Origin of the sequence: Paraflavitalea speifideaquila (assembly GCF_032395985.1) — a bacterium.
Lineage (GTDB): Bacteria > Bacteroidota > Bacteroidia > Chitinophagales > Chitinophagaceae > Paraflavitalea > Paraflavitalea speifideaquila.
The window spans coordinates 5,022,217-5,041,166 of the sequence record NZ_CP135920.1; the positions used below are offsets into that span (position 1 = coordinate 5,022,217).

The following is an 18,950-nucleotide window of genomic DNA, read 5'->3' on the forward strand; positions in this document are numbered from 1 at the left end:
TGACTAAGAAAACATCTTTTTACTAGCTAGTATGTTTACTTTGTTCTCCACTTCGTGTTTAACTTTTACTTCTACATATTGCGTCAGGCATTCCGCTTCATTTCTTCCAAGTTTCTGGGCAAGGATCTCGTAGAGCCTGGTCATTGATATGGTTTCCATGGATCATTAGTTTTTAAGTTATTACTATTTCCGTCCTAATTTCTTACATCCACACAAATATACTATTTTTTCAATGCAATCAAACTAATTTTTTTAGCACCCTCTTTATCACTTATCCGGCTGGCAAACTCCGAAGACAATTAAAGCCTATCGATCCCAGTTCCAGCCATTGTTTAAAGTGATTGCTTCTAAAACGGCAGGCCCCTGTAAGATGGCAGCATAATCATTATCAAACCATATACTGTCCAGTGTTGTTTTATTTTCAGCGAGAAAAAATTGCAGCACTTCATTACACAAAAAAGGTCATTATAATTGACGATAAAAAAATTACTCCCTCCTATTTCCTTCTTGAAAGCTTCGGGCACATCATCTCTTTCCGCATAGTCTGTTTTGGCCAACGTTGTTGAGCGAAGCTTGTCAATAGATACATAATTACTGGTACCATCAGCCAGTTTGTTCTCTACATAACAATTATCTTGTCCTGCCATTAACTTGTATTTAGCACCCAGCCCCAACAAAGAAGCATGAATATTAGACAAATCAATAGCTCCGGATGTGATAATTATAATTGAATGTGGCATTATTGGTTCTGATTATTTAATGACAGCCGCCAGCAAATCTATATCATTTGTTACCAAAACTTTGTCACCTGCATTTTTAACCGTCCGCACAGCGGCCTTGGTGGTTCCATTGGCCCCTTCCACAAAGCCGATAACAGGCTTGGTCACATAGGGTTCTGTTTTATTCTGGATCTGGTCCGTAATTGCTGCGGCACTGGATCCCCCATTTTTATATTGAATGGCAGCATGCGTAGTTAATACATCCACCTCTCCCACTACTTTGCCGGTGGCTGTTTCCACTATCTCCAGGTTTTTGCCTACTACCGTTACGCCCCTGCTTTGAAGTCCATTGACAAAGTCATCCAACCCAGGATCGGATGCTTTTCCCTGCCGGTAATGATAGCCCGGCTTACAATCCAGGCCCAATACATCCACCCAGCCATTGGGATCATGCACATAGGCATAAAAATCAGGTTGCCCCGATACCATTCTAATTGGGTCCTGACTAATATACCGGCCCTCCCCGGGCGCGTAATACCTAAACCGGTTGTAATACAAACCTGTCTCTTCATCCTCATACTGTCCCTGGTAACGGAAAGGACAATCAATGGATTTGCCCGTATACTGCTTCCTGATCTTCCCATAAATATCATATTCCACACTCCAGCTTGCCTGGCCTTCACCATCATACATTTCTACCGGTGTACCCAGGTAATCGGCAATAATACTATATTGTTGCGTGCCCTGTAGCTTTGCTGCCGGACGGAATGTACCTTCATCAAAGATCCAGGTAATGATATTCCGTGTCGGCTCCGTTTTATCCTTGCTTATATCACCCCATTCATTAATAACAGTTACCGGCCGCTCATTCAAGGGATACTTCCATTCGTGCAAGGGGATATTCCCATTCCATACCCAACGGGTGATATGTCCGTCGAAGATCTTCGCTGTCCGCCTGCCCAACGCATCATACTCAAATCCCACCTTTTTCCCATCGGGGCGGATCACCTTTTTCAACATACCATTACCCTGCCATTCATAACGCCAGCATTTTCCGTCTGCCAGGCATTTGGACAATAGGTTGCCTGCCTCATCATACTCATACCGCGTTCCATTGGCTGTTAACAAGCGGCCACCCGCACCGTAGGTCCTATCGTCCTGATTCCGGGTACGGTAAAGATTCCCGGTTTTATCAGGCGTACGGAAATCCAATTTATTATCCTCATACTTCGCCCAGGCCAGGTTGGCAAATTCATCATAACCATACTGCACAATACCGCGGGTAAGTCCATTCACCATGCTTTGCAGCCGGTCATTCACATTCCAGGCATAAATGCGTTGGCGCATCCTGCGTGTATTATTACCTACTGCCTGTTCCACCGGACGACCATTACGATCATATTGAAAAGTAGCTACAATACCACCCGGCAGTAATCGTTCCGTTTCAAGGCCCAGTGCATTACAACTCAATTTGGCTGCCCAATCAGCTCCTGCTGCATTGCCGGCTTGCAAGCTGCTGATATTCCCGGCTTCATCACGATCTACTTTAACCGTAGCTCCCAAATTACTTACTATTTCATAGCGCCTGCCCAGCCTATCGTACTTGCTTTCCACAAGGTAGCCATCCTGGTTATCGCTGATGATCCTTCCGGCGGTATCCCGCTGAAGCGTCACCTTGCTGTGCTCATTGGCCGCTTCTATCATCCTACCATTGGCATCATAACTGAATAATTCCCAGCTACCATCACTGTGTTCGATACGGGTGATGCGACCGGCAAGATCATATTCATATAGAGCATGCTTATTGCCCGGCTTATCTACCCGTATTATCTTGCCTGTACCATCACGGGCATAATCCCTGATAAGCCCATCGAATCCCGTTTCCCGAACCACTCGTCCCCCATTATCATACCGCAGCCGGTATACTTCTTTTTCTCATTGATGAGCGATACCAGCTTTTCTTCGGTATTATAATTAAAGCGAAGAGCAATACCATTTTCTTTCCTGGCAGCAAGACTGCCCATAGGAGTATATTCAAAATGCACTTTATGGTGCGTGTCTTCAGCATACACCACTTCTTCATACGCGTTGTAGCGAAACTGTATCTTATTGCCATCATATTGCCGCACCCGCACTACACGGTCCAGCAGGTCATAACTAAACCCTTGTGTTTGACCTTCCGCATTTATGGCCGTGGTACACCTGCCCCATTCATCATATTCCCAACGCGAAGTAACACCCCAGGCACCGTCATACTTACCAGGTTATGGTCATTATCATAACTCACAAATGTTTTTTGCCCTTTATCGTTTTGTATGGCAGTAACCAAGCCATACTCATTGTGTTCAAAACCAGTAACAGCCCTGTCGGGCGCCACTACCGATTTCAATAAACCATCTTTATACACATATACCGTAGCATTACCAGCCGCATCCGTCACCATCTGCACATAACCTGCTTCATCATACAGGTAGGCCGTCACTGCGCCATCCGGCTGTTGAACAGTCGTCATATAACCACGGTCATTGTACACATACCCCGTAATATTTCCTTCTTCGTCAATATCCCGGTACAGCTCTGGCGTATCCGTATATTCATGAAATACCGAATTACCCAGCGCATCTGTTTCCTGGATGCACAGGTCACTCTCATCATAGTAATACAGCTTCTTTTCACCCAGTGAATTGGTTACTACATTGTATCCCTCGCGGTATTCTATAGATCCTTCCAATAATCCCCCATCACCCCAGGTATGTACGCAGCGGGCGCCCGTAGTCACCCCATCGTATTCCCAGTAAAAGGTTTGTCCGTTGCGGTCCGTCTTCTTCACCATCAAATGGTTGGCATAACGGATATGCGTGGTTTTACCATTCGCATCAGTAATGGCATTCAGATCGCCCGCCTCATTATATCCATACTCCACCAGGCTCCGACGGATACCCCTGTGTTGCGCTTCTGCTTTAATTATCCGACCCAATCCATCCAGTGTCAGTAGCACCTCGCGCCCCGCCGTATCAATGATCTTTTCTAGTACATGCTTCCGATTGTAAAAAACCGGATAGACAAACCAGCCTGATTGGCAAGCGCCACGGGTTTGTAAACATGGTCATACCACTTTACGAAATGCCAGGTAAGGCGGCTATTGTGATCAAATAGCTCATAATGATGATGGTCTTTACAGGTAAGGGTAAGCCGTTCAGCCCGGTTATAGAATTGATCACCCTCCGCTACCAGTAAGGGGAAACCCGTAGCCCGGCCATCGGGCAGGGTAATGCCTATGCCATTGTCTTGCTCCATCACCAACATGGTAAGATCGTAGCTGCAATGCGTACCATGCCCCATCAATCCTTCATAGCCCGAATCGGAATACCAGCTTCGTTCCCATTTAAGGGGAATAGGCCCGGGCAACTCAAAATCCACCCCATCATACAGCACACTGCCATTGATGAGGTTCACCGGTTCAAAACCATGTTTACAGAATTTCTTCGACAAACTTTGCGTGCATTTGAATTTCTTCAGCACCTTGTGGTTAAGGGCCTTCAGCGCTTTCTTCATCAACTTACCGCCCGCTTTCAACAAAGCGCCAAAGCCAAATGACATGACCAGCCCCATGAGCATACCCATCAGGTCGGGCAGGTAGGGACCACCTACCACCACTGGTTTACCAGCCGGGATAGGAATGGCTGCCGAAGTAGGCAGGTACAAAGAAGGGATTGGTTTAAACTTTTTGCCAGGCGTAAGCGACAAAGGAATACCTGCATCGTTGCAAGACATGAGCAGGAAACCTGCACCGCTGAAGTACGATCCCTCCGCCACGACCCGGGGACTGCCGAAAAAGTTTTTGGAATCATGACCAATCATGGGCGCCATGGCAAAAGGACCGCCCATGGGTATATGCACTTTACAACCCAGCATACCATCGGTACTGGCATTGCCCCTGGGCATGCCATTTACCCGCACGGTAGCCCCAATCTTGGGGATCCAGTCAAAGGGATCAAATACCAATCCGATAAAAGGATGTGGAATAGGAACAGGTGCACCCAATATGAGCACCATGTGAATATCAATGCCAATGATTGGCAATAAATGTCTATTAGCCGGTAGCATCCGTATACAGTTTTACTTCACTTCAACAGCTGTATTCACTTCGGCCCAATCAAACAGGATTACGGCATGTGAATGGGCCAGCCTTATACAGCCATGTGAACCGATCAGATTAAGGTTTTTAACAACCACTTCTTTCTCTGCGATCGTAGGAAACCAGGATCGCATGCGAGACATAGAAACGGCTGCAGTATCAGAAACTACGGTGGCCAGGGTGCTTTGTGCGGCGGGGTTTTCTATATAATTGTACGACTCATGAATAAAGATACCAGTATCATTGATCTGTAAGGCATAATTCATTTGTGCATTGTACTTTCCGCTTCTGCGTACTTTTTCCTTGCGCAGGATCTTGAACCTACCCTTGGGTGTAGCATGCCTGGTATCACCTGTAACACAGCCAAACACATGTACTGCCACATCATCCTCGTAAGCATACAACCGCTGGCTGGCGATGTCCACCTTTATTCTTTTCACAACCTTTGGCGCCGGTCCAGGATGTACTTTTTTACTACGGGAGAAGGTTTGGCCATGACTACACGCATTCAGGGGTGTTAATACAGCTACTACTTAAGTTTTGTCAAAAATGTTTTATATTCCTTAACAGCATACTGATCAGGGTTTTTATCAATATAGGCTTTAAACACAGCTTTTATTTTATCGATATAGCCAGCCGGAATTTCCTTTTGCAGGGTTTTAACGGCCACATAGAAATAATCCATCGAATCTTTTTTTAGGAGCAATCGAAGGCACACTCAGCAAATAGTCCCAACAGTTGTCCATTTTCACAAATTGCGGGAACCGGAAGATATTCTTTACCACAGCAATCTTTACGATGCTGTTCTTATTGCCGGTTTGGCTGGCAATGAAATCAAATGCGGCGTCGGGATAAAACTCATATTTCTTTCCAATAAAGCCTACAGCAGAAACAATGTTCCGGAGAATTACAGCATTGTCTTCATACCCTGTAGCCAGACCAATGATCTCTTTAATGTAAGGCAGGTTGGCATACTTTGCTTTCCTTGCACTGGTAAATTCTTCCGCCGCTTCTACATTTATTATTTTGGAAAGTTCCACGGCCTCTTCTTCTTTCAATGTTTTCTTTTTCTTTAATAAAGCCTCGATCTGTTCCATATTGCTTTGCTTCATAGTTTACAGTTACTTACATTTTATTTTCCCAGCATCATCTACCTTCACCGTTTTACCGGTTTTCATTTTCAAACTTATTTGCTTCGCCGTCTTCATCGTTCTCCCCTCTTTCAGGTTATCGGGATCATAACTATGGTAATAACCCGGCGTTACCGGTCTTTCCGCATTTTGCAGTACCTTATCCCTGGCGTGGTACAAGGCCGAACCTTCCAGGTCTCTTGCCGCTACTCTGTCATCAAGATCATCCACATAAGTAACCTGGGTAAAGGTCTTTCCATCACGCGCATGTTCCTTTGTACGATCTTCCAGGTCACGCTCCGTAATACCATGATACACTACATTACCATACTTGTCTTTCAATTGGTAATAGATATACAGACCGAATATATCCGTCTGACTGTTCGGGTCATCCACAAATGCATACAACGCCAGCCCACCTTCCAATCCAATAGGGTCTTTGCTGATGTAGATCCCTTCATCCGGTGCATAATACCGGTACCGGTTGTAATATAAGCCTGTTTCTGCATCTTCATACTGCCCCTGTAGCCGGAAAGGGCAATCTACAGCATTTCCGGTATTTTGCTTCCTTACCTTTCCATAAATATCATACTCCACACTCCATATTGGATTACCCGCCCCATCATACATATCCACCGGCGTACCCAGGTAATCGGTAAGGATACTGTATCGTTGGGTACCCTGTATTTTACCTGCCGGCCTGAAAGCTCCCTCATCAAATACCCAGGTGATCATATTAGTCACAGGTTCCACCTTATCCTTATGCACATCTCCCCACTCATCGATCACTGTTACCGGCCTTTCTTTCAAGGCATACTTCCATTCATGCAACGGCGTATTGCCATCCCATACCCAACGCGTAATATACCCGTCAAACAGCTTGGCTGTTCTCCTGCCCAACGCATCATATTCAAAGCTTACTGCTTTACCATCTGGACGGATCACTTTCTTCAACATGCCATTACCCAGCCACTCGTAACACCATTGCTCTCCGGTATTGGTGGTTTTCAATACCAGGTCGCCAGCTTCATCATATTCATATTGCGTACCGTTGGCCGATAGCAGGCGGCCGCCGGGACCATATTTCCTGTCCCGTTGATCCTTGGTACGATAAAAATTCTTTGCATGATCCGCCTGGCGACAATCGAATGTATTGTCTTCATATTTAGCCCAGGCCAGGTTGGCAAACTCGTCATAACTATACTGTACCAGTCCCCTGGTAAGGCCATTCATCATGCTTTGCAGGCGGTCATTCACATTCCAGGCATAAATGCGGTGGCGCAAGCTGCGGGAAGAATTATTGACTGCTTGTTCCACCGGCCGGCCGGCCCTGTCATATTGAAAGGTGGCCAGGATGCCGCCAGGAAGCAAACGTTCCGTCTCCAGCCCCAGTATATTGTACCCATATTGCGCCTCCCAACTGGCGCCTTCCTGGTTTACAGCTTGTAGCTGATTGATATACCCTGCAGCATTGCGGCTAATGTTAACAGCAGCACCTAAACTACTGACCATCTCCATACGCCTGCCCGGCTTATCATATTTACTTTGCACCTGGTGACCATCCTGGTCCTCGCTGATCACACGGCCCCGCGCATCCCGCTGAATGTGAAGCCTACTGTTTTCATTGATCGCCTCTACCATCCTGCCATTGGCATCATAATTAAAAAGCTGCCAGTTCCCATCACTGTGTTCTACCCGCGTAATACGTCCTGCCAGATCATGCTCCAGTAACGTAAACTTTTACCGGGCCTGTCTACCCGGATCACTTTACCAGCCCCATCACGTGTATAGACAGTCGTCGAACCATCAAAGCTGGTTTCCTGGACCACTTTTCCACGAGCATCCCGTTTTATGCGAAATACTTCATGCCGCTCATTGACCAGCGATAAAAGCCTTTGTTCCGTATCATAATGATAATGGATACGAACGCCATTTTCCTCCCGGGCACTGAGATTACCCAGCGGTGTATATTCAAAATGTACTTTGTGATGCGCATCCTCCGCATACACCACTTCATCATAAGCATCATAGCGGAATTTAAACCGGTTGCCATCATATCCCCTGACCTGTACTAACCGGTCCAGCAGGTCGTATCCAAAACTTTTGGATTGCCCTTCGGGATTGGTGGCCGTGATGCACTTACCCCAGGCATCATATTCCCACCGGGATACTGCACCACCTGGTACAGCTATACTGGTTAAGTTATGGTCCTCATCATATTCCAACAACGTGTGCTTCCCTTGCTCATTTTGTATGAGGGTTACCAGCCCACGTTCATTGTATTCATAAGAGGTTACCGCACGGTCGGCAGCCACTACCGATCGCAGCTGTTCATTTTTATACACATACACCGTGGCATTGCCTCCTGCATCCGTAATCATCTGCACCTGGTCACTTTTATCATACATATACGCGGTAACAGCTCCATCGGGTGTTTGTACCGATACCTTATTACCCCGGGCATCATATACATAGCCCGTTATATTACCTTCTTCATCTACTTCCAGGTAAAGTTCCGGCCCATCCGTATACTCATAGAATATGGAATTGCCCAACGCATCCGTTTGCTGGATACATAAATCGTTTTCATCATAGTAATACAACTTCTTTTCCCCTAGCGAATTGGTCACTACATTGCAACCATCATGGTATTCAATACTACCTTCCAACAAACCACCATCACCCCAGGTATGTACACAGCGGGCGCCGGTAGCCGTACCATCATATTCCCAATAAAAGGCTTGTCCATTGCGGTCTGTCTTCTCTACCATCAGGTGATTCGCATAGCGAATATGAGTGGTTTTACCATAGGCATCCGTTATCCTTGCCAGGTCACCCACTTCATTATAGCCGTATGCTACAAACAACCGGCTGGATCCATGATGCACGCCCTCTACCTTCACTACCCGGTCAAAGGCATCCAGCGTAAGCATGATCTCACGCCCCGCCGTATCAACGATCTTTTCCAGGATATGCTTCCTGTTGTAGAAAAACGGATCGCTAAACCAGCCTGGTTCACAAGCGCTACCGGCTTAAATACATTGTCATGCCTTTTTACAAATTGCCAGGTTAGCCGGCTATCGTGATCAAACAGGTCATAATGATTATGATCTTTACAGGTAAGCGTTAGTTTTTCGGCCCGGTTAAAAACTGATCTCCTTCCGCTACCAGTAAAGGGAATCCCGTGGCCCGGCCATCGGGAAGGCTAATGCCAATACCATTATCCTGCTCCATCACCAGCAACGTAAGGTCGTAATTGCAATGTGTACCATGCCCCATCAATCCTTCATAACCTGAATCGGAATACCAGGTCCGTTCCCATTTAAGAGGAATAGGGCCGGGCAGTTCAAAATCTATCCCTTCATACAGTACACTACCATTGATGAGGTTTACCGGTTCAAAGCCATGCTTACAGAATTTCTTCGACAGGCTCTTCGTGCATTTGAACTTCTTGAGCACCTTTTGATTAAAAGCAGTCAACGCTTTTTTCATGGCCTTCCCGCCTGCTTTCATGAGCGCGCCAAAGCCAAACGACATGGCCAGACCCATCAGCATACTCATCAGGTCGGGCACATACGGACCGCCTACCACCACCGGTTTACCTGCCGGAATGGGAATGGCTGCCGAAGTAGGCAGGTATAAAGAAGGGATCGGTTTAAACTTTTACCGGGCGTAATAGACAAAGGAATACCTACATCGTTGCACGACATCAACAGGAAACCCGCTCCACTGAAATAAGAACCTTCTGCTTTTACTTTGGGACTACCGAAAAAGTTTTTGGAATCATGCCCAATCATGGGCGCCATGGCAAAGGGACCACCCATGGGAATATGTACCTTGCAACCCAGCATACCATCCGTACCCGCATTGCCCCGGGGCATGCCATTTACCCGCACAGAAGCGCCTATTTTAGGTATCCAATCCATGGGATCAAGTACCAGTCCAATGAAAGGATGCGGAATAGGAACAGGCGCACCCAATATGAGTACCATATGGATGTCAATGCCAATGATGGGTAATAAATGCCTGTTCGCCGGTAACATCGTAGTTGGTTTAGGTTACAGGTTCGCGTTGTTTTGGGAGAATGGACTCGTGCTTATCTTTCGCTGATTCTTTCCATTGTGGGCCCAGTAAAGCAGTGAACTCCTGGTCGATGCTTTTGACCTCATCCCATCGTTGTTTTCCTTCATACCATTGCAGGTTATCAAGGGCCACCGGTCCTAATTGACTGCTTTGCTGTTCTTCAAGGGGCATGGCCCGACCTGCATTGAGCGCCTTGGTGAGCAGATCGGCATATTTCTCCGGTACGTTTTTTTACTTAAGGTATAGGCTTGCCGGTAGGCATTGATGGCCATTCCCGGCAGGGCATATTCCTGTGCCGTATCGCCTTGCTTTTCAAATCCGGCTACTGCAGCAGGCATTTTTCTGTAACTGGCTGCTGGCCGCGATATAACCATGAAACTGTATGAGTAAGGGGCGGCAGGCATCTCCTTCTTTATTTAAGCCCTGAGTAGCCAGGCGCAAACCTTTTGTAAGCAGCCCATCTATTTTCTCAAATTGTTTGAAGTTGAATAACATACCTGCATATACAATATGGGCAGTGGCAAACAGGCTTTTCAAGCCAGATCGTTGGGTAATAAACAATGCTTTTTCGCCCCATTCATCTACCCGTGCAACATTGTTTTGCTGTACTGCTTTCCCCATTTCCAAAATACATTCATTGAGTTTGGCTACCGGGGCATTGCTATTGCCCGACTTAGCGATCTTACTGATGGCCCCATCCAGGTCCAGCTCCACACTCAATGATTTGGTGTTATCCGGGTATTTTTTCATCACGCCATCAAAGTAGTAAGCTCCTATATGATCTACAATCATGAAAGAGACAGATGGAGGAATACCTTTTTTCAATAACCCGATGAGCCATTGTCGGTAACCATCCATATCATGAATGGCGTGTGGCAACAGGGCCACTACCAGGGGCATCGTTTTATCGGGCAGTTGTTCGCGGAAACGCGTCAACATGGCCAGCAAACGAGCATCAGCATCCGGTCCCCTCCCCCAGTGCCTTCAACTGCCGCTATCTGTGCAGGTGTCAATACCTGCTGAGCTTTTTGATCGGCCTGGAGTGTGTTGATCCAATCATTGTATAAATGCAGGGAATGGTCGTTCTCATTTTCAAAGGGCGTCAGCAGCGTTACCACCAATTCGGGAAGTGCGCCGTGTTCGGTTGACTCCAGTTTAAGGAATCCTTCATATAACCGGGCCTCTTCCGGCTTGATAAGCCAACGCACCATCTTTAGGTGGGGAAAAGGTGATACCTCTTTGATCCACTTCGATTGTATCTTATGTACCAGTTCTGCTATGGGATTGTGTTCTGCCAGCATGCCTGTTTTAATTGAGGTTTACCGTACCACCTTTTACATTCGTCATAGTGGTGCCGTCTACATTGATCGTGCCTTTACTTTGAAGCAGCAGGTTGGCATCGCCATTGACACTGGTGGAAGGGGAAACCACATCCACTTTGGCATCGCCCTTGATCTCCGTGGCGGTGCCTTGTACAATGGCCGAGGTACCCTGTGCTGTAAAGGAAGCCGTACTTTTCATCTCAGCCTTGGTTGAACCATGCGCAATGATCTCGGTTCCCGTGACCTCTATCTTACCACCCGAATTCATCGTAATTTTTGAGGAACCGCATTCCAGCGTGATCTCCGTAGAACAATTGATATTGATCTTACCGGCTCCATCCAGGTGGATCTTATTACCGGCGGCATCAACCACCGAAATGGCATCGCCGTCGAGGCTAATCACACTCCCCGAAAGCGCCGTAAGGCTTTTTGATTTATTACCCTGTCCACCACCGCCGCCTGTTTTACCATGAAACAGGCTGCCCATTACAAAGGGGCGGTCGGGGTCATTGTACCGGAAAGCAACCAGTACCTGGTCGCCCGTTTCGGGTATCACTACCAGTCCACGATTGGGGGCACCACCCTTACCACCACCGGCATCAGGAGTCATCACCCTTATCCAATCGGTCATTTCACCACTGGCTCGCTGCCACAGCATTTGCACCCTTACCCGGCCCTTATTATCCGGATCCGCATTATCCATCACAGTAGCCACCTGTGGCTCTGCAATGGGCACCACTACCTGCTGTACAGGGATCATATCTAATCCAGTAGGTATCGCTTCAAAGTTGTTGTAGTATTTACCGTTCTCATTAACATGATGTTCAATGGAGGTGATCAGGAATTTTCCATAATCTTCCTTCGTAAAGGAATCATTTTCAAATTTGGAGAACTTCACGTTGGCTACAGCACCAATGCAAATGAAGGGATTATCACTGCTGCCAGTCAATACTTCCAGACGGGCAGCCATCGCTGTTTTTTGTTTTTTGATAAAGGCATCCAGGTCCCCCTTGCTTTCAACCCGGGGTTTTATTGGAAAACTAACCGATTCGGCAAAGACCTTATTCGATTCTTTCAGGGCAAAAGACCCATACTCATCCAGACCTTCTACCTCTTTGGGTGATTTGCCGGAGATAAAACTATCATCCTTCGACAAGTAAGAATAACCACTGAAATTCAACGGCAGAATACGCAGCGTAAACTGCATATTGTGCACATCCTGACCGTAGGTAATATCAACATCGGGTGATGAGGAGGGCTTACCAAAAAACAATGTTTTACCATCATAGTATAGCCATTCCCCAAAATCGGCTGATAGGCGGTTAAGAAAATGGAAGGTGCTTTCGCGGTATTGACAGATGTAGGTGAGTGGCGGTTTGTGTATGGGAGCCAATTGCACATCACAACTTTGGGCGGCGGGCTCGGTAAGTTGGTTGGCAATATCGTCCAGGCTTTTCTTATAAAAGGAGAGCAGATGCGGACCATTTTCCAGGAGGATGGTAGGGCTGTAACCTTTCAATACCAACTCACTGGTGAAATTATCGGACTGCTCCATACTCACCTCGCAAATAAGCCCCTGAACTCATAGGCTTGCTCACGTGTATTGGCCTGTACCAGTTTGATCGAGGCCATTTTACCAATCAATTTCTGGCTATTCTTCAGCTTGAAGGAACTGCCCTGCCCCAGTACATCATACCGGATGCGAATGGCAAATTCATGATGGGCATTAAAGCGCTGCTTGATAACAACAACACTGTAATTATCAATTTTCTGGTCTTCAATTTCAATATCGGCAATGACCTGGTTTTGCATCTTACAAAGATTTATGTTCCTTCTGCAACGCCGGCGCCGGTTTTATCCAACAAGGGAAGGCTACCATAGGTATATACCCCTGGAGCCTGCGTTATAAGGAATAACAGTTCATGCTGACATTTACACAAAGGCAAACATCAACTAAATAAAGAATCAAGTACGGTAAGTGGTTTTCCTTCAGGAATTAAAACAAAGAGATAGATACAACTTTGAATCTAACGGGGAGTATGGGGGAACGATATAGAAACAGTCGAAAGGAATCCATGAAATAACAAATACTAACTAGGAAGGCCATTCATTCTTATGTTCAGCATTGCCTACCTTGATCTTTTGCGCTGAAATAGTGAAATCGATCTGCATCGGTTTTGCCCCTTTAATATCGATACTTTCCTGGAAAGCAATTACATAACCCTTTTCAAAAGTGAGTTCTTTCATCTTTGAGTCTTCATCACTTTTCTTAAAAGTGATACTGCCATCAACAGGTTTGTATTGATTCACCATCGCTTCAATAATACTGGTATCATCAGTAGATTCAACGGTGAGATTAATAGTACCACCATAAACACCGGAAGCGGGACGGCCCTTGGCATCTACATCACGACGAAGTGCATAATCGCAGGCAAGGACATCGATATTATCTTTGCTGCCGAATTTTAGCTTTGCATTAAATGACATCTTGGAAGGTTTTAAAAAGTGATTAATGATTTATTAGTCGCATAAAATAGTCAGGGGAATAACAAATTAATTATTTTTTTCAATTGTACGAAGGGGTGGAGGATGATTTAATGATTAAATTAACGTATCCTGCCAGGCAGGGCCAACAACCTATCTGTTGCTATTCATGGGGCACTAATCAACCTTCAATCATACAGTCTACATTAACCGACTAGTAAGCAGCGAATTACAAAGCGTGTTTAGGGCATAAGTAAAGATAAGTCTCCACTTAATTACGTATATCCCTACCCATTGTCCATAACAAAAGAATTTTTCACAGGAATCTTTTCCTGCAAGTTATACTACCTGCATTATTCTTTTAGGTACTCAAATGAGTGAGGAGGAGCGAATTGTTACCTATTAGACATTAGGAGAGCCACCCCAATGAACATAGAACATAGAACATAGAACATAGAACATAGAGCATTGAAAATTGAACATTGACCAGGACGAGGTAGTAAAAAGTAAGGAGTCCGTTTTTTTACCATTCACATTAGTTAATTAACTGCTTTAGCTTGATAGCCAACTACTAACAGTAAAAGCTACAAGCTAACAGCTAACCCCTATTTTTCCAGTACCGGCATCAGGAACCGGGTCACTTCCGGCGTTTGGTGTTCCTGCAGCATAATGGCTTCCATCTTTTTACAATTTCGGGGTATTGTGCGGCCAGGTCATACTGCTCCTGCGGGTCTTTGCTCAGGTCAAACAAGGCTGTTTTAATCACTCCCTTCAGCAGGTTCAGCCGCAGGGCTTTCCAATTGCCCATTCTCACCGCCTGCTGACCGCCATATTCCGGGTATTCCCAATAGAGGTAGGCATGTTGTTGCTGTTTTTCTTTTTACCCAGCAAAGCAGGTAAAAGACTAATACCATCAATATCGGTTGGAGGTTTCCTACCCAGCAGTTCGCAAAGCGTAGGCATGATGTCGATGGTAGCGGAAAGATGATCGGAAGTAGTCCCTGGTTGAACTTTGCCCGGCCATTGTACAATGAACGGTTCCCGTATACCCCCTTCATGTAAAAACCTTTACCCCAACCATAATCGCCGCGGAAGGGGCCTCCGCTGTTGAAAAATACCGGGTCCACACCCGCATTGGCAGCAGGCCCATTGTCACTACAAAACATAATGATCGTATTCTCATACAGGCCATTTCGTTTGAGCGAAGCTACAATTTGCCCTACCTGCTCGTCGAGCGTAGCAATCATGGCGGCATAGGTAGCATGTGGATAACGGCATGGAAAATACGAATCGCCCAGGAAAGGTTTTTCATCACCAAACCTGGCATGGTAATAGTCTACCCATTTCTTAGGCGCTTGTAATGACACATGCGGCAATGGCGATGGATAATACAGGAAGAAAGGTTTGTTCTTATTCTTATCAATGAAGTTAACTGCCGACTTGATCAGGAAGTCGGGCGTATAATCTTTCTGTTCGTAGATCGCATAGTTTGCAGGATCACTTGAATCAAGGTCTTTCGGGAATTTCACTGCAGGGTCCATTACTTTATTGCTAAGCACTACCCGGTCTTCATTCTCCCATAAATGACCACTATAATAAGTATGGTCCTGCCGTTGACAGATGAAACCATAGAAATAATCAAACCCTTGCCGGTTAGGAACGCCGCTGGTAAAGGGAGCCCCAATCCCCATTTGCCAACCATACCAGTAGTATAGCCTTTTTCTTTCAGTACCTCTGCAATCGTAAGCGTTGAATCGGGAATGGGACGTTGACCTTCCAGGAAAGGGTTTTCTTCCATGGCTTTAAAATTCCATACCGGTCCTCTTTCACCCCATTCATCATTACCCCGTATATAGGCCCTGCCCGAATGCTTACCCGTCATCAACAAGTAACGCGAAGGAGCGCAAACCGGGAAAGCATAGTGCTGTGTAAAACGCATGCCATTTTTGCCAACTGGTCAATATTCGGTGTTTCGATCTTCTGCTGGCCATAACAGCCCAGGTCGCCATAACCCAAATCATCAGCATAGATGTACACAATATTGGGTAAAGCAGGTTTTGACGCCTTCGCTTTTACCAGTTGTGCCATCATGGTATTCACATACATTAAACTTGTTATCAGCAGTAAGCCTTTCCTGATCATGTTCATTCAATTTTATTATTGGGTCATCAATGTATCATGCGCGATGAAAGTAGGTCATTTTAGCAAAGGCCAACCAGGAAATCACTGCGCATACGTTTGCACATCGTGCTATAAGGAGCACCCCATTGAATTGCACTATATTAGCAGGGTAACCCGTATTCCGGTTACGCACGCAGCTGTATGAAAATGATACTATCCACCCTTTCCTGTTTACTCTACTTCCTGACCAGCATGGCACAAGGACCGGCGCAGCAGCAACGTCCCAATATTATTTTTTTCCTGGTTGATGATATGGGCTGGATGGATACTTCCCTACCCTTTGGCGATTCGGTAATGGCCCTCAACCGGCAATTCCATACCCCCATATGGAAAGGCTGGCCAAGGCAGGTATGGTATTTACCAATGCGTATGTAAATCCGGTATGTACACCCACACGTACCTCCATACTAAGCGGTATGAGTGCAGCGCGCACCCATATCACCAACTGGACGAATATTACCCGCGATCAGCCTACAGACTACCCGGATAGTTTATTACAGCCGCCGGTGTGGAATATCAATGGCATCAGCCCCACCCGTTGACTGGTGCTTATACCACCAAACCTTTTCCGCAATTGTTACAGGAGTCAGGTTACCAAACCCTGCATGTGGGCAAGGCCCATTGGGGCAGCCAGGGCACACCGGGCAGTGATCCGCTGAACCTGGGTTTCATAACCAATGTAGCTGGAGGATCGTTGGGACATCCACAGAGTTATTATGGAGAGCGGAACTTTGGCAATGAGCCGGGCAAAGCAACTTTTAATGCAGTACCAGGGCTGCAGGAGTTTTATGGGCAAGATATTTTCTTATCAGATGCACTTACTCATAAAGCCAAGGAGGTGATGGAAGTACCCATCAACCGCCGGCAACCTTTTTCTTTACCTGGGGCATTATGCCGTGCATACGCCCATACAGCCCGATAAAAGATATGTAGACCGATACCTGGCGGCCGGCCTTTCACCCGTTGAAGCAGCTTATGCTTCGCTGGTACAAGGCATGGATAAAAGTCTGGGAGACATTATGGATTACCTACGCGAGAAAGGGATAGACAAAAACACCATCATCATCTTTATGAGCGATAACGGCGGCCTGTCCAATGCGGGCCGGGGCGGCATTCGCAATACCCACAACCTGCCTTTGCGGGCAGGCAAGGGATCGGTATATGAAGGGGGCATCCGCGTACCACTTATGGTGCATTGGCCCGGTGTCACAAAGCCCGGCAGCCGTACCAAACAATATGTAATGGCCGAAGACCTTTTTCCAACCATACTCGCCATGGCAGGTATTCCCCTTCCACAAGCAGGCAGCGAAAAGTCATTACTGCAAGCTGGTAAAACAACCCAGCCGGCGGCAAAACAACTTACCCGTATTGACGGACGCAGCTATGTACCTGTGTTGAAGAATCCTTTATACACAGACACTTCCCGTGCACTGGTATTCCATTACCCCAACCGGTGGACTACCCGCGAAGACGAAGGCATTGCCTGGGTCAGTGCCATCCGCAAAGGCCCCTGGAAACTGGTGTACCTAATGAAACAACAAAAGCTGGAACTCTACAATCTTGATACCGATCTGGGTGAGCAGCATGACCTCGCATCCACCTATCCACAACAGGTAGCAAGGCTTGCCCACTTATTGGGTGATGAACTAAGACAGCGGGACGCACAAATGCCCACCTGGAAAGCCAGTGGCCGCCAAGTGGCCTGGCCCGATGAATTGAAATAAATGACCACTCACCACTTGGTAGTACTCCTCCCGTGGTGCGTGATCATGAAATATCAGGCGCTCAAAAAGAGTACGAGCATTCTACCAGCTTCTGCCAGATCGTCCAATATAGTTTCATCACCTATTGCACCATAAACCAATGAATCGGTACAATACAGCTTATCCGTGGTGCCGAATAGCTGTTCCCCTATTGTCCCTTCATCGGTACCAGCCGGAAGATCCAGAAAGTTTACCGCATAGGTGGGTTGATTCATCGACACCGCATTGGCAAAAAGATGCCCGAGTCGCCATGTTCAATTCCGGCCAACACCTGGTTGGCACTCATGGACTGCATCCCGGAAATAGTCTGTAAATAAGGCCCTGGCGCTGTGGTCAATCCACCCAATCCCTTTTGGAGATTAGCACCATGTGTGCTAAGACTGAAAGTAGTGGAAGAAAAATTGGTGAACTGGATCATCATATCGCCTCCGGCCAATGGTGCAGGATTGCCTCCTTTGCCTGGTTCAGGCAATGTCAAATTACCTTCAAAAACAGGATGAGGGCTCGCCACTTTACACACAACTGTTTCAGATCTGACAGGACTGCCATTTTCAGTAGAACCTATGGCATAATAACTTTCACCTACTTTAAAATGATTGGTGTGTTCGCCGTCGAGCTTCAGGTAAGATTCAAAGGTGGAGTTGAGCAATTGCTGATCGAGGGTGCCAGATAACTTATCTACCACCACTTCGTCTTTCAAGTTGTACAAGGACAACTTGGATAGTTTTGCATAGCCGTGAGTTTAATGATTAAATATTGGAAACGGCTATAAATTTATATTTCATCTACACTTGCATAAAAATAATCATTCGTTATCTACTGGTTTTGTGTCAAAAAAGCAAAACCTCACTATTAGCGCGCCTTCATAGGAGTTATATAAGGTATAAGGTAATACCTTACCGCTAAAAGCGGTTAGCAGATAGCAGTTCTTATCTAGTAAGGGTGGCTGAAGCCGGCTTTGGGTGGGTCGCCCTGCAAGGGCTATTGTGTACCCACATCTTTTTGTAAAGCATATCCCTGATAAATGGTGTAAAACTTAGTTAGTCCATTTATCAGGGTATTAAACCCTGGTTTTCTTTGGGATGCATATCCTTTCCATCCCCCAGTCGTGCTAATATCCAAAATGCCCA

25 protein-coding genes and 1 pseudogene are annotated in these 18,950 nt (G+C 46.3%); 4 read left to right on the plus strand and 22 right to left on the minus strand.

Translation table 11 applies throughout. The features are described 5' to 3' along the window. Positions 1 to 347 precede the first annotated feature (347 nt). The 20 genes and pseudogenes from RS881_RS34630 to RS881_RS60320 all read right to left on the minus strand — a co-directional run bounded on the left by RS881_RS34630 (position 348) and on the right by RS881_RS60320 (position 16,024). Positions 348 to 647 (minus strand): hypothetical protein, encoded by a 300-nt coding sequence (locus RS881_RS34630; RefSeq protein ID WP_315814930.1) that lies wholly within the window; start codon positions 645 to 647, stop codon positions 348 to 350. A 105-nt stretch (positions 648 to 752) separates the two neighbouring features. Beyond that, the gene (locus RS881_RS34635) at positions 753 to 2,612 is read right to left on the minus strand and encodes an RHS repeat domain-containing protein (RefSeq protein WP_315814931.1); all 1,860 of its coding nucleotides are present in this window, start codon (positions 2,610 to 2,612) and stop codon (positions 753 to 755) included. Next, positions 2,546 to 2,854 carry a hypothetical protein gene (locus tag RS881_RS34640; RefSeq protein ID WP_315814932.1) on the minus strand — a complete coding sequence of 103 codons (309 nt, stop codon included), beginning with the start codon at positions 2,852 to 2,854 and terminating at the stop codon, positions 2,546 to 2,548. The genes RS881_RS34635 and RS881_RS34640 overlap by 67 nt, the downstream gene beginning before the upstream one ends. Before the next feature lie 50 nt (positions 2,855 to 2,904). Beyond that, positions 2,905 to 3,741, minus strand: a complete 837-nt coding sequence (locus tag RS881_RS34645) for a hypothetical protein (RefSeq protein WP_484557640.1) — start codon at positions 3,739 to 3,741, stop codon at positions 2,905 to 2,907. Between the two features lie 5 nt (positions 3,742 to 3,746). Further along, positions 3,747 to 4,802 carry a DUF6531 domain-containing protein gene (locus RS881_RS34650; RefSeq protein ID WP_315814934.1) on the minus strand — a complete coding sequence of 352 codons (1,056 nt, stop codon included), beginning with the start codon at positions 4,800 to 4,802 and terminating at the stop codon, positions 3,747 to 3,749. Positions 4,803 to 4,838: 36 nt separating this feature from the next. Then, positions 4,839 to 5,297, minus strand: coding sequence for a L,D-transpeptidase (locus tag RS881_RS34655; protein WP_315814935.1), 459 nt, complete (start codon positions 5,295 to 5,297; stop codon positions 4,839 to 4,841). A gap of 89 nt (positions 5,298 to 5,386) precedes the next feature. Then, a complete protein-coding gene (locus RS881_RS34660; RefSeq protein ID WP_315814936.1) occupies positions 5,387 to 5,542 on the minus strand; it encodes a hypothetical protein in 156 nt (51 codons plus the stop codon). After that, positions 5,517 to 5,954 carry a hypothetical protein gene (locus RS881_RS34665; protein WP_315814937.1) on the minus strand — a complete coding sequence of 146 codons (438 nt, stop codon included), beginning with the start codon at positions 5,952 to 5,954 and terminating at the stop codon, positions 5,517 to 5,519. The genes RS881_RS34660 and RS881_RS34665 overlap by 26 nt, the downstream gene beginning before the upstream one ends. A 24-nt stretch (positions 5,955 to 5,978) precedes the next feature. Next, positions 5,979 to 7,628, minus strand: a complete 1,650-nt coding sequence (locus tag RS881_RS34670) for an RHS repeat domain-containing protein (protein ID WP_315814938.1) — start codon at positions 7,626 to 7,628, stop codon at positions 5,979 to 5,981. Positions 7,629 to 7,678: 50 nt separating this feature from the next. Beyond that, positions 7,679 to 8,920, minus strand: coding sequence for a hypothetical protein (locus RS881_RS34675; protein WP_315814939.1), 1,242 nt, complete (start codon positions 8,918 to 8,920; stop codon positions 7,679 to 7,681). A gap of 193 nt (positions 8,921 to 9,113) precedes the next feature. Then, positions 9,114 to 9,581, minus strand: a complete 468-nt coding sequence (locus RS881_RS34680) for a DUF6531 domain-containing protein (RefSeq protein WP_315814940.1) — start codon at positions 9,579 to 9,581, stop codon at positions 9,114 to 9,116. After that, a complete protein-coding gene (locus RS881_RS34685; RefSeq protein WP_315814941.1) occupies positions 9,572 to 10,030 on the minus strand; it encodes a PAAR domain-containing protein in 459 nt (152 codons plus the stop codon). Before RS881_RS34685 ends, RS881_RS34680 begins: the two co-directional genes overlap by 10 nt. Positions 10,031 to 10,040: 10 nt before the next feature. Continuing rightward, the gene (locus RS881_RS34690) at positions 10,041 to 10,241 is read right to left on the minus strand and encodes a hypothetical protein (protein WP_315814942.1); all 201 of its coding nucleotides are present in this window, start codon (positions 10,239 to 10,241) and stop codon (positions 10,041 to 10,043) included. A gap of 141 nt (positions 10,242 to 10,382) precedes the next feature. Beyond that, complete coding sequence (locus tag RS881_RS34695) at positions 10,383 to 11,018, minus strand: hypothetical protein (protein ID WP_315814943.1); 636 nt, start codon at positions 11,016 to 11,018, stop codon at positions 10,383 to 10,385. Next, a complete protein-coding gene (locus RS881_RS34700; protein ID WP_315814944.1) occupies positions 11,003 to 11,371 on the minus strand; it encodes a hypothetical protein in 369 nt (122 codons plus the stop codon). The genes RS881_RS34695 and RS881_RS34700 overlap by 16 nt, the downstream gene beginning before the upstream one ends. A gap of 7 nt (positions 11,372 to 11,378) precedes the next feature. Continuing rightward, positions 11,379 to 12,947 (minus strand): type VI secretion system Vgr family protein, encoded by a 1,569-nt coding sequence (locus RS881_RS34705; RefSeq protein WP_315814945.1) that lies wholly within the window; start codon positions 12,945 to 12,947, stop codon positions 11,379 to 11,381. Positions 12,948 to 12,949: 2 nt separating this feature from the next. Continuing rightward, positions 12,950 to 13,204, minus strand: a complete 255-nt coding sequence (locus RS881_RS34710) for a hypothetical protein (protein ID WP_315814946.1) — start codon at positions 13,202 to 13,204, stop codon at positions 12,950 to 12,952. A 282-nt stretch (positions 13,205 to 13,486) separates the two neighbouring features. Continuing rightward, positions 13,487 to 13,879, minus strand: coding sequence for a type VI secretion system tube protein TssD (tssD, locus tag RS881_RS34715; protein ID WP_315814947.1), 393 nt, complete (start codon positions 13,877 to 13,879; stop codon positions 13,487 to 13,489). Positions 13,880 to 14,513: 634 nt separating this feature from the next. Further along, on the minus strand, positions 14,514 to 14,642 hold the full coding sequence (locus tag RS881_RS34720; RefSeq protein ID WP_315814948.1) for a hypothetical protein: 129 nt from the start codon (positions 14,640 to 14,642) through the stop codon (positions 14,514 to 14,516). Further along, positions 14,635 to 16,024, minus strand: a pseudogene (locus RS881_RS60320) (sulfatase-like hydrolase/transferase). The gene RS881_RS34720 and the pseudogene RS881_RS60320 overlap by 8 nt, the downstream one beginning before the upstream one ends. A 174-nt stretch (positions 16,025 to 16,198) precedes the next feature. On the opposite strand from RS881_RS60320, the gene RS881_RS34745 reads away from it, so the two are divergent. The 4 genes from RS881_RS34745 to RS881_RS34760 are packed head-to-tail and all read left to right on the plus strand — an operon-like array spanning position 16,199 to position 17,781. Next, complete coding sequence (locus RS881_RS34745) at positions 16,199 to 16,432, plus strand: hypothetical protein (RefSeq protein ID WP_315814951.1); 234 nt, start codon at positions 16,199 to 16,201, stop codon at positions 16,430 to 16,432. After that, entirely contained in the window at positions 16,408 to 16,599 is a 192-nt protein-coding gene (locus RS881_RS34750; protein ID WP_315814952.1) for a sulfatase-like hydrolase/transferase, read from the plus strand. Before RS881_RS34745 ends, RS881_RS34750 begins: the two co-directional genes overlap by 25 nt. Beyond that, complete coding sequence (locus RS881_RS34755; RefSeq protein WP_315814953.1) at positions 16,566 to 16,979, plus strand: alkaline phosphatase family protein; 414 nt, start codon at positions 16,566 to 16,568, stop codon at positions 16,977 to 16,979. The genes RS881_RS34750 and RS881_RS34755 overlap by 34 nt, the downstream gene beginning before the upstream one ends. Then, positions 16,954 to 17,781: a sulfatase-like hydrolase/transferase gene (locus RS881_RS34760; protein ID WP_315814954.1), complete on the plus strand. Its 828-nt coding sequence runs from the start codon at positions 16,954 to 16,956 to the stop codon at positions 17,779 to 17,781. Before RS881_RS34755 ends, RS881_RS34760 begins: the two co-directional genes overlap by 26 nt. Positions 17,782 to 17,834: 53 nt before the next feature. On the opposite strand, the gene RS881_RS34765 is transcribed toward RS881_RS34760, so the two are convergent. Continuing rightward, positions 17,835 to 18,035 (minus strand): hypothetical protein, encoded by a 201-nt coding sequence (locus RS881_RS34765; RefSeq protein WP_315814955.1) that lies wholly within the window; start codon positions 18,033 to 18,035, stop codon positions 17,835 to 17,837. Further along, entirely contained in the window at positions 18,032 to 18,535 is a 504-nt protein-coding gene (locus RS881_RS34770; protein WP_315814956.1) for a hypothetical protein, read from the minus strand. Before RS881_RS34770 ends, RS881_RS34765 begins: the two co-directional genes overlap by 4 nt. Between the last annotated feature and the right edge of the window lie 415 nt (positions 18,536 to 18,950).

Bases quoted from the DNA above. Each gene is read 5' to 3' on its own strand.
- RS881_RS34745 (WP_315814951.1), top strand. From the start codon at position 16,199: ATGAAAATGATACTATCCACCCTTTCCTGTTTACTCTACTTCCTGACC.
- RS881_RS34660 (WP_315814936.1), bottom strand. From the start codon at position 5,542: ATGGATTATTTCTATGTGGCCGTTAAAACCCTGCAAAAGGAAATTCCG.
- RS881_RS34710 (WP_315814946.1), bottom strand. From the start codon at position 13,204: ATGCAAAACCAGGTCATTGCCGATATTGAAATTGAAGACCAGAAAATT.
- RS881_RS34670 (WP_315814938.1), bottom strand. From the start codon at position 7,628: ATGGTAGAGGCGATCAATGAAAACAGTAGGCTTCACATTCAGCGGGAT.
- RS881_RS34685 (WP_315814941.1), bottom strand. From the start codon at position 10,030: ATGTTACCGGCGAACAGGCATTTATTACCCATCATTGGCATTGACATC.
- RS881_RS34750 (WP_315814952.1), top strand. From the start codon at position 16,408: ATGGTATTTACCAATGCGTATGTAAATCCGGTATGTACACCCACACGT.
- RS881_RS34705 (WP_315814945.1), bottom strand. From the start codon at position 12,947: ATGGAGCAGTCCGATAATTTCACCAGTGAGTTGGTATTGAAAGGTTAC.
- RS881_RS34630 (WP_315814930.1), bottom strand. From the start codon at position 647: ATGGCAGGACAAGATAATTGTTATGTAGAGAACAAACTGGCTGATGGT.
- tssD (WP_315814947.1), bottom strand. From the start codon at position 13,879: ATGTCATTTAATGCAAAGCTAAAATTCGGCAGCAAAGATAATATCGAT.
- RS881_RS34690 (WP_315814942.1), bottom strand. From the start codon at position 10,241: ATGCCCCTTGAAGAACAGCAAAGCAGTCAATTAGGACCGGTGGCCCTT.
- RS881_RS34700 (WP_315814944.1), bottom strand. From the start codon at position 11,371: ATGCTGGCAGAACACAATCCCATAGCAGAACTGGTACATAAGATACAA.
- RS881_RS34765 (WP_315814955.1), bottom strand. From the start codon at position 18,035: ATGAATCAACCCACCTATGCGGTAAACTTTCTGGATCTTCCGGCTGGT.
- RS881_RS34665 (WP_315814937.1), bottom strand. From the start codon at position 5,954: ATGGAACAGATCGAGGCTTTATTAAAGAAAAAGAAAACATTGAAAGAA.
- RS881_RS34675 (WP_315814939.1), bottom strand. From the start codon at position 8,920: ATGCTTACGCTGGATGCCTTTGACCGGGTAGTGAAGGTAGAGGGCGTG.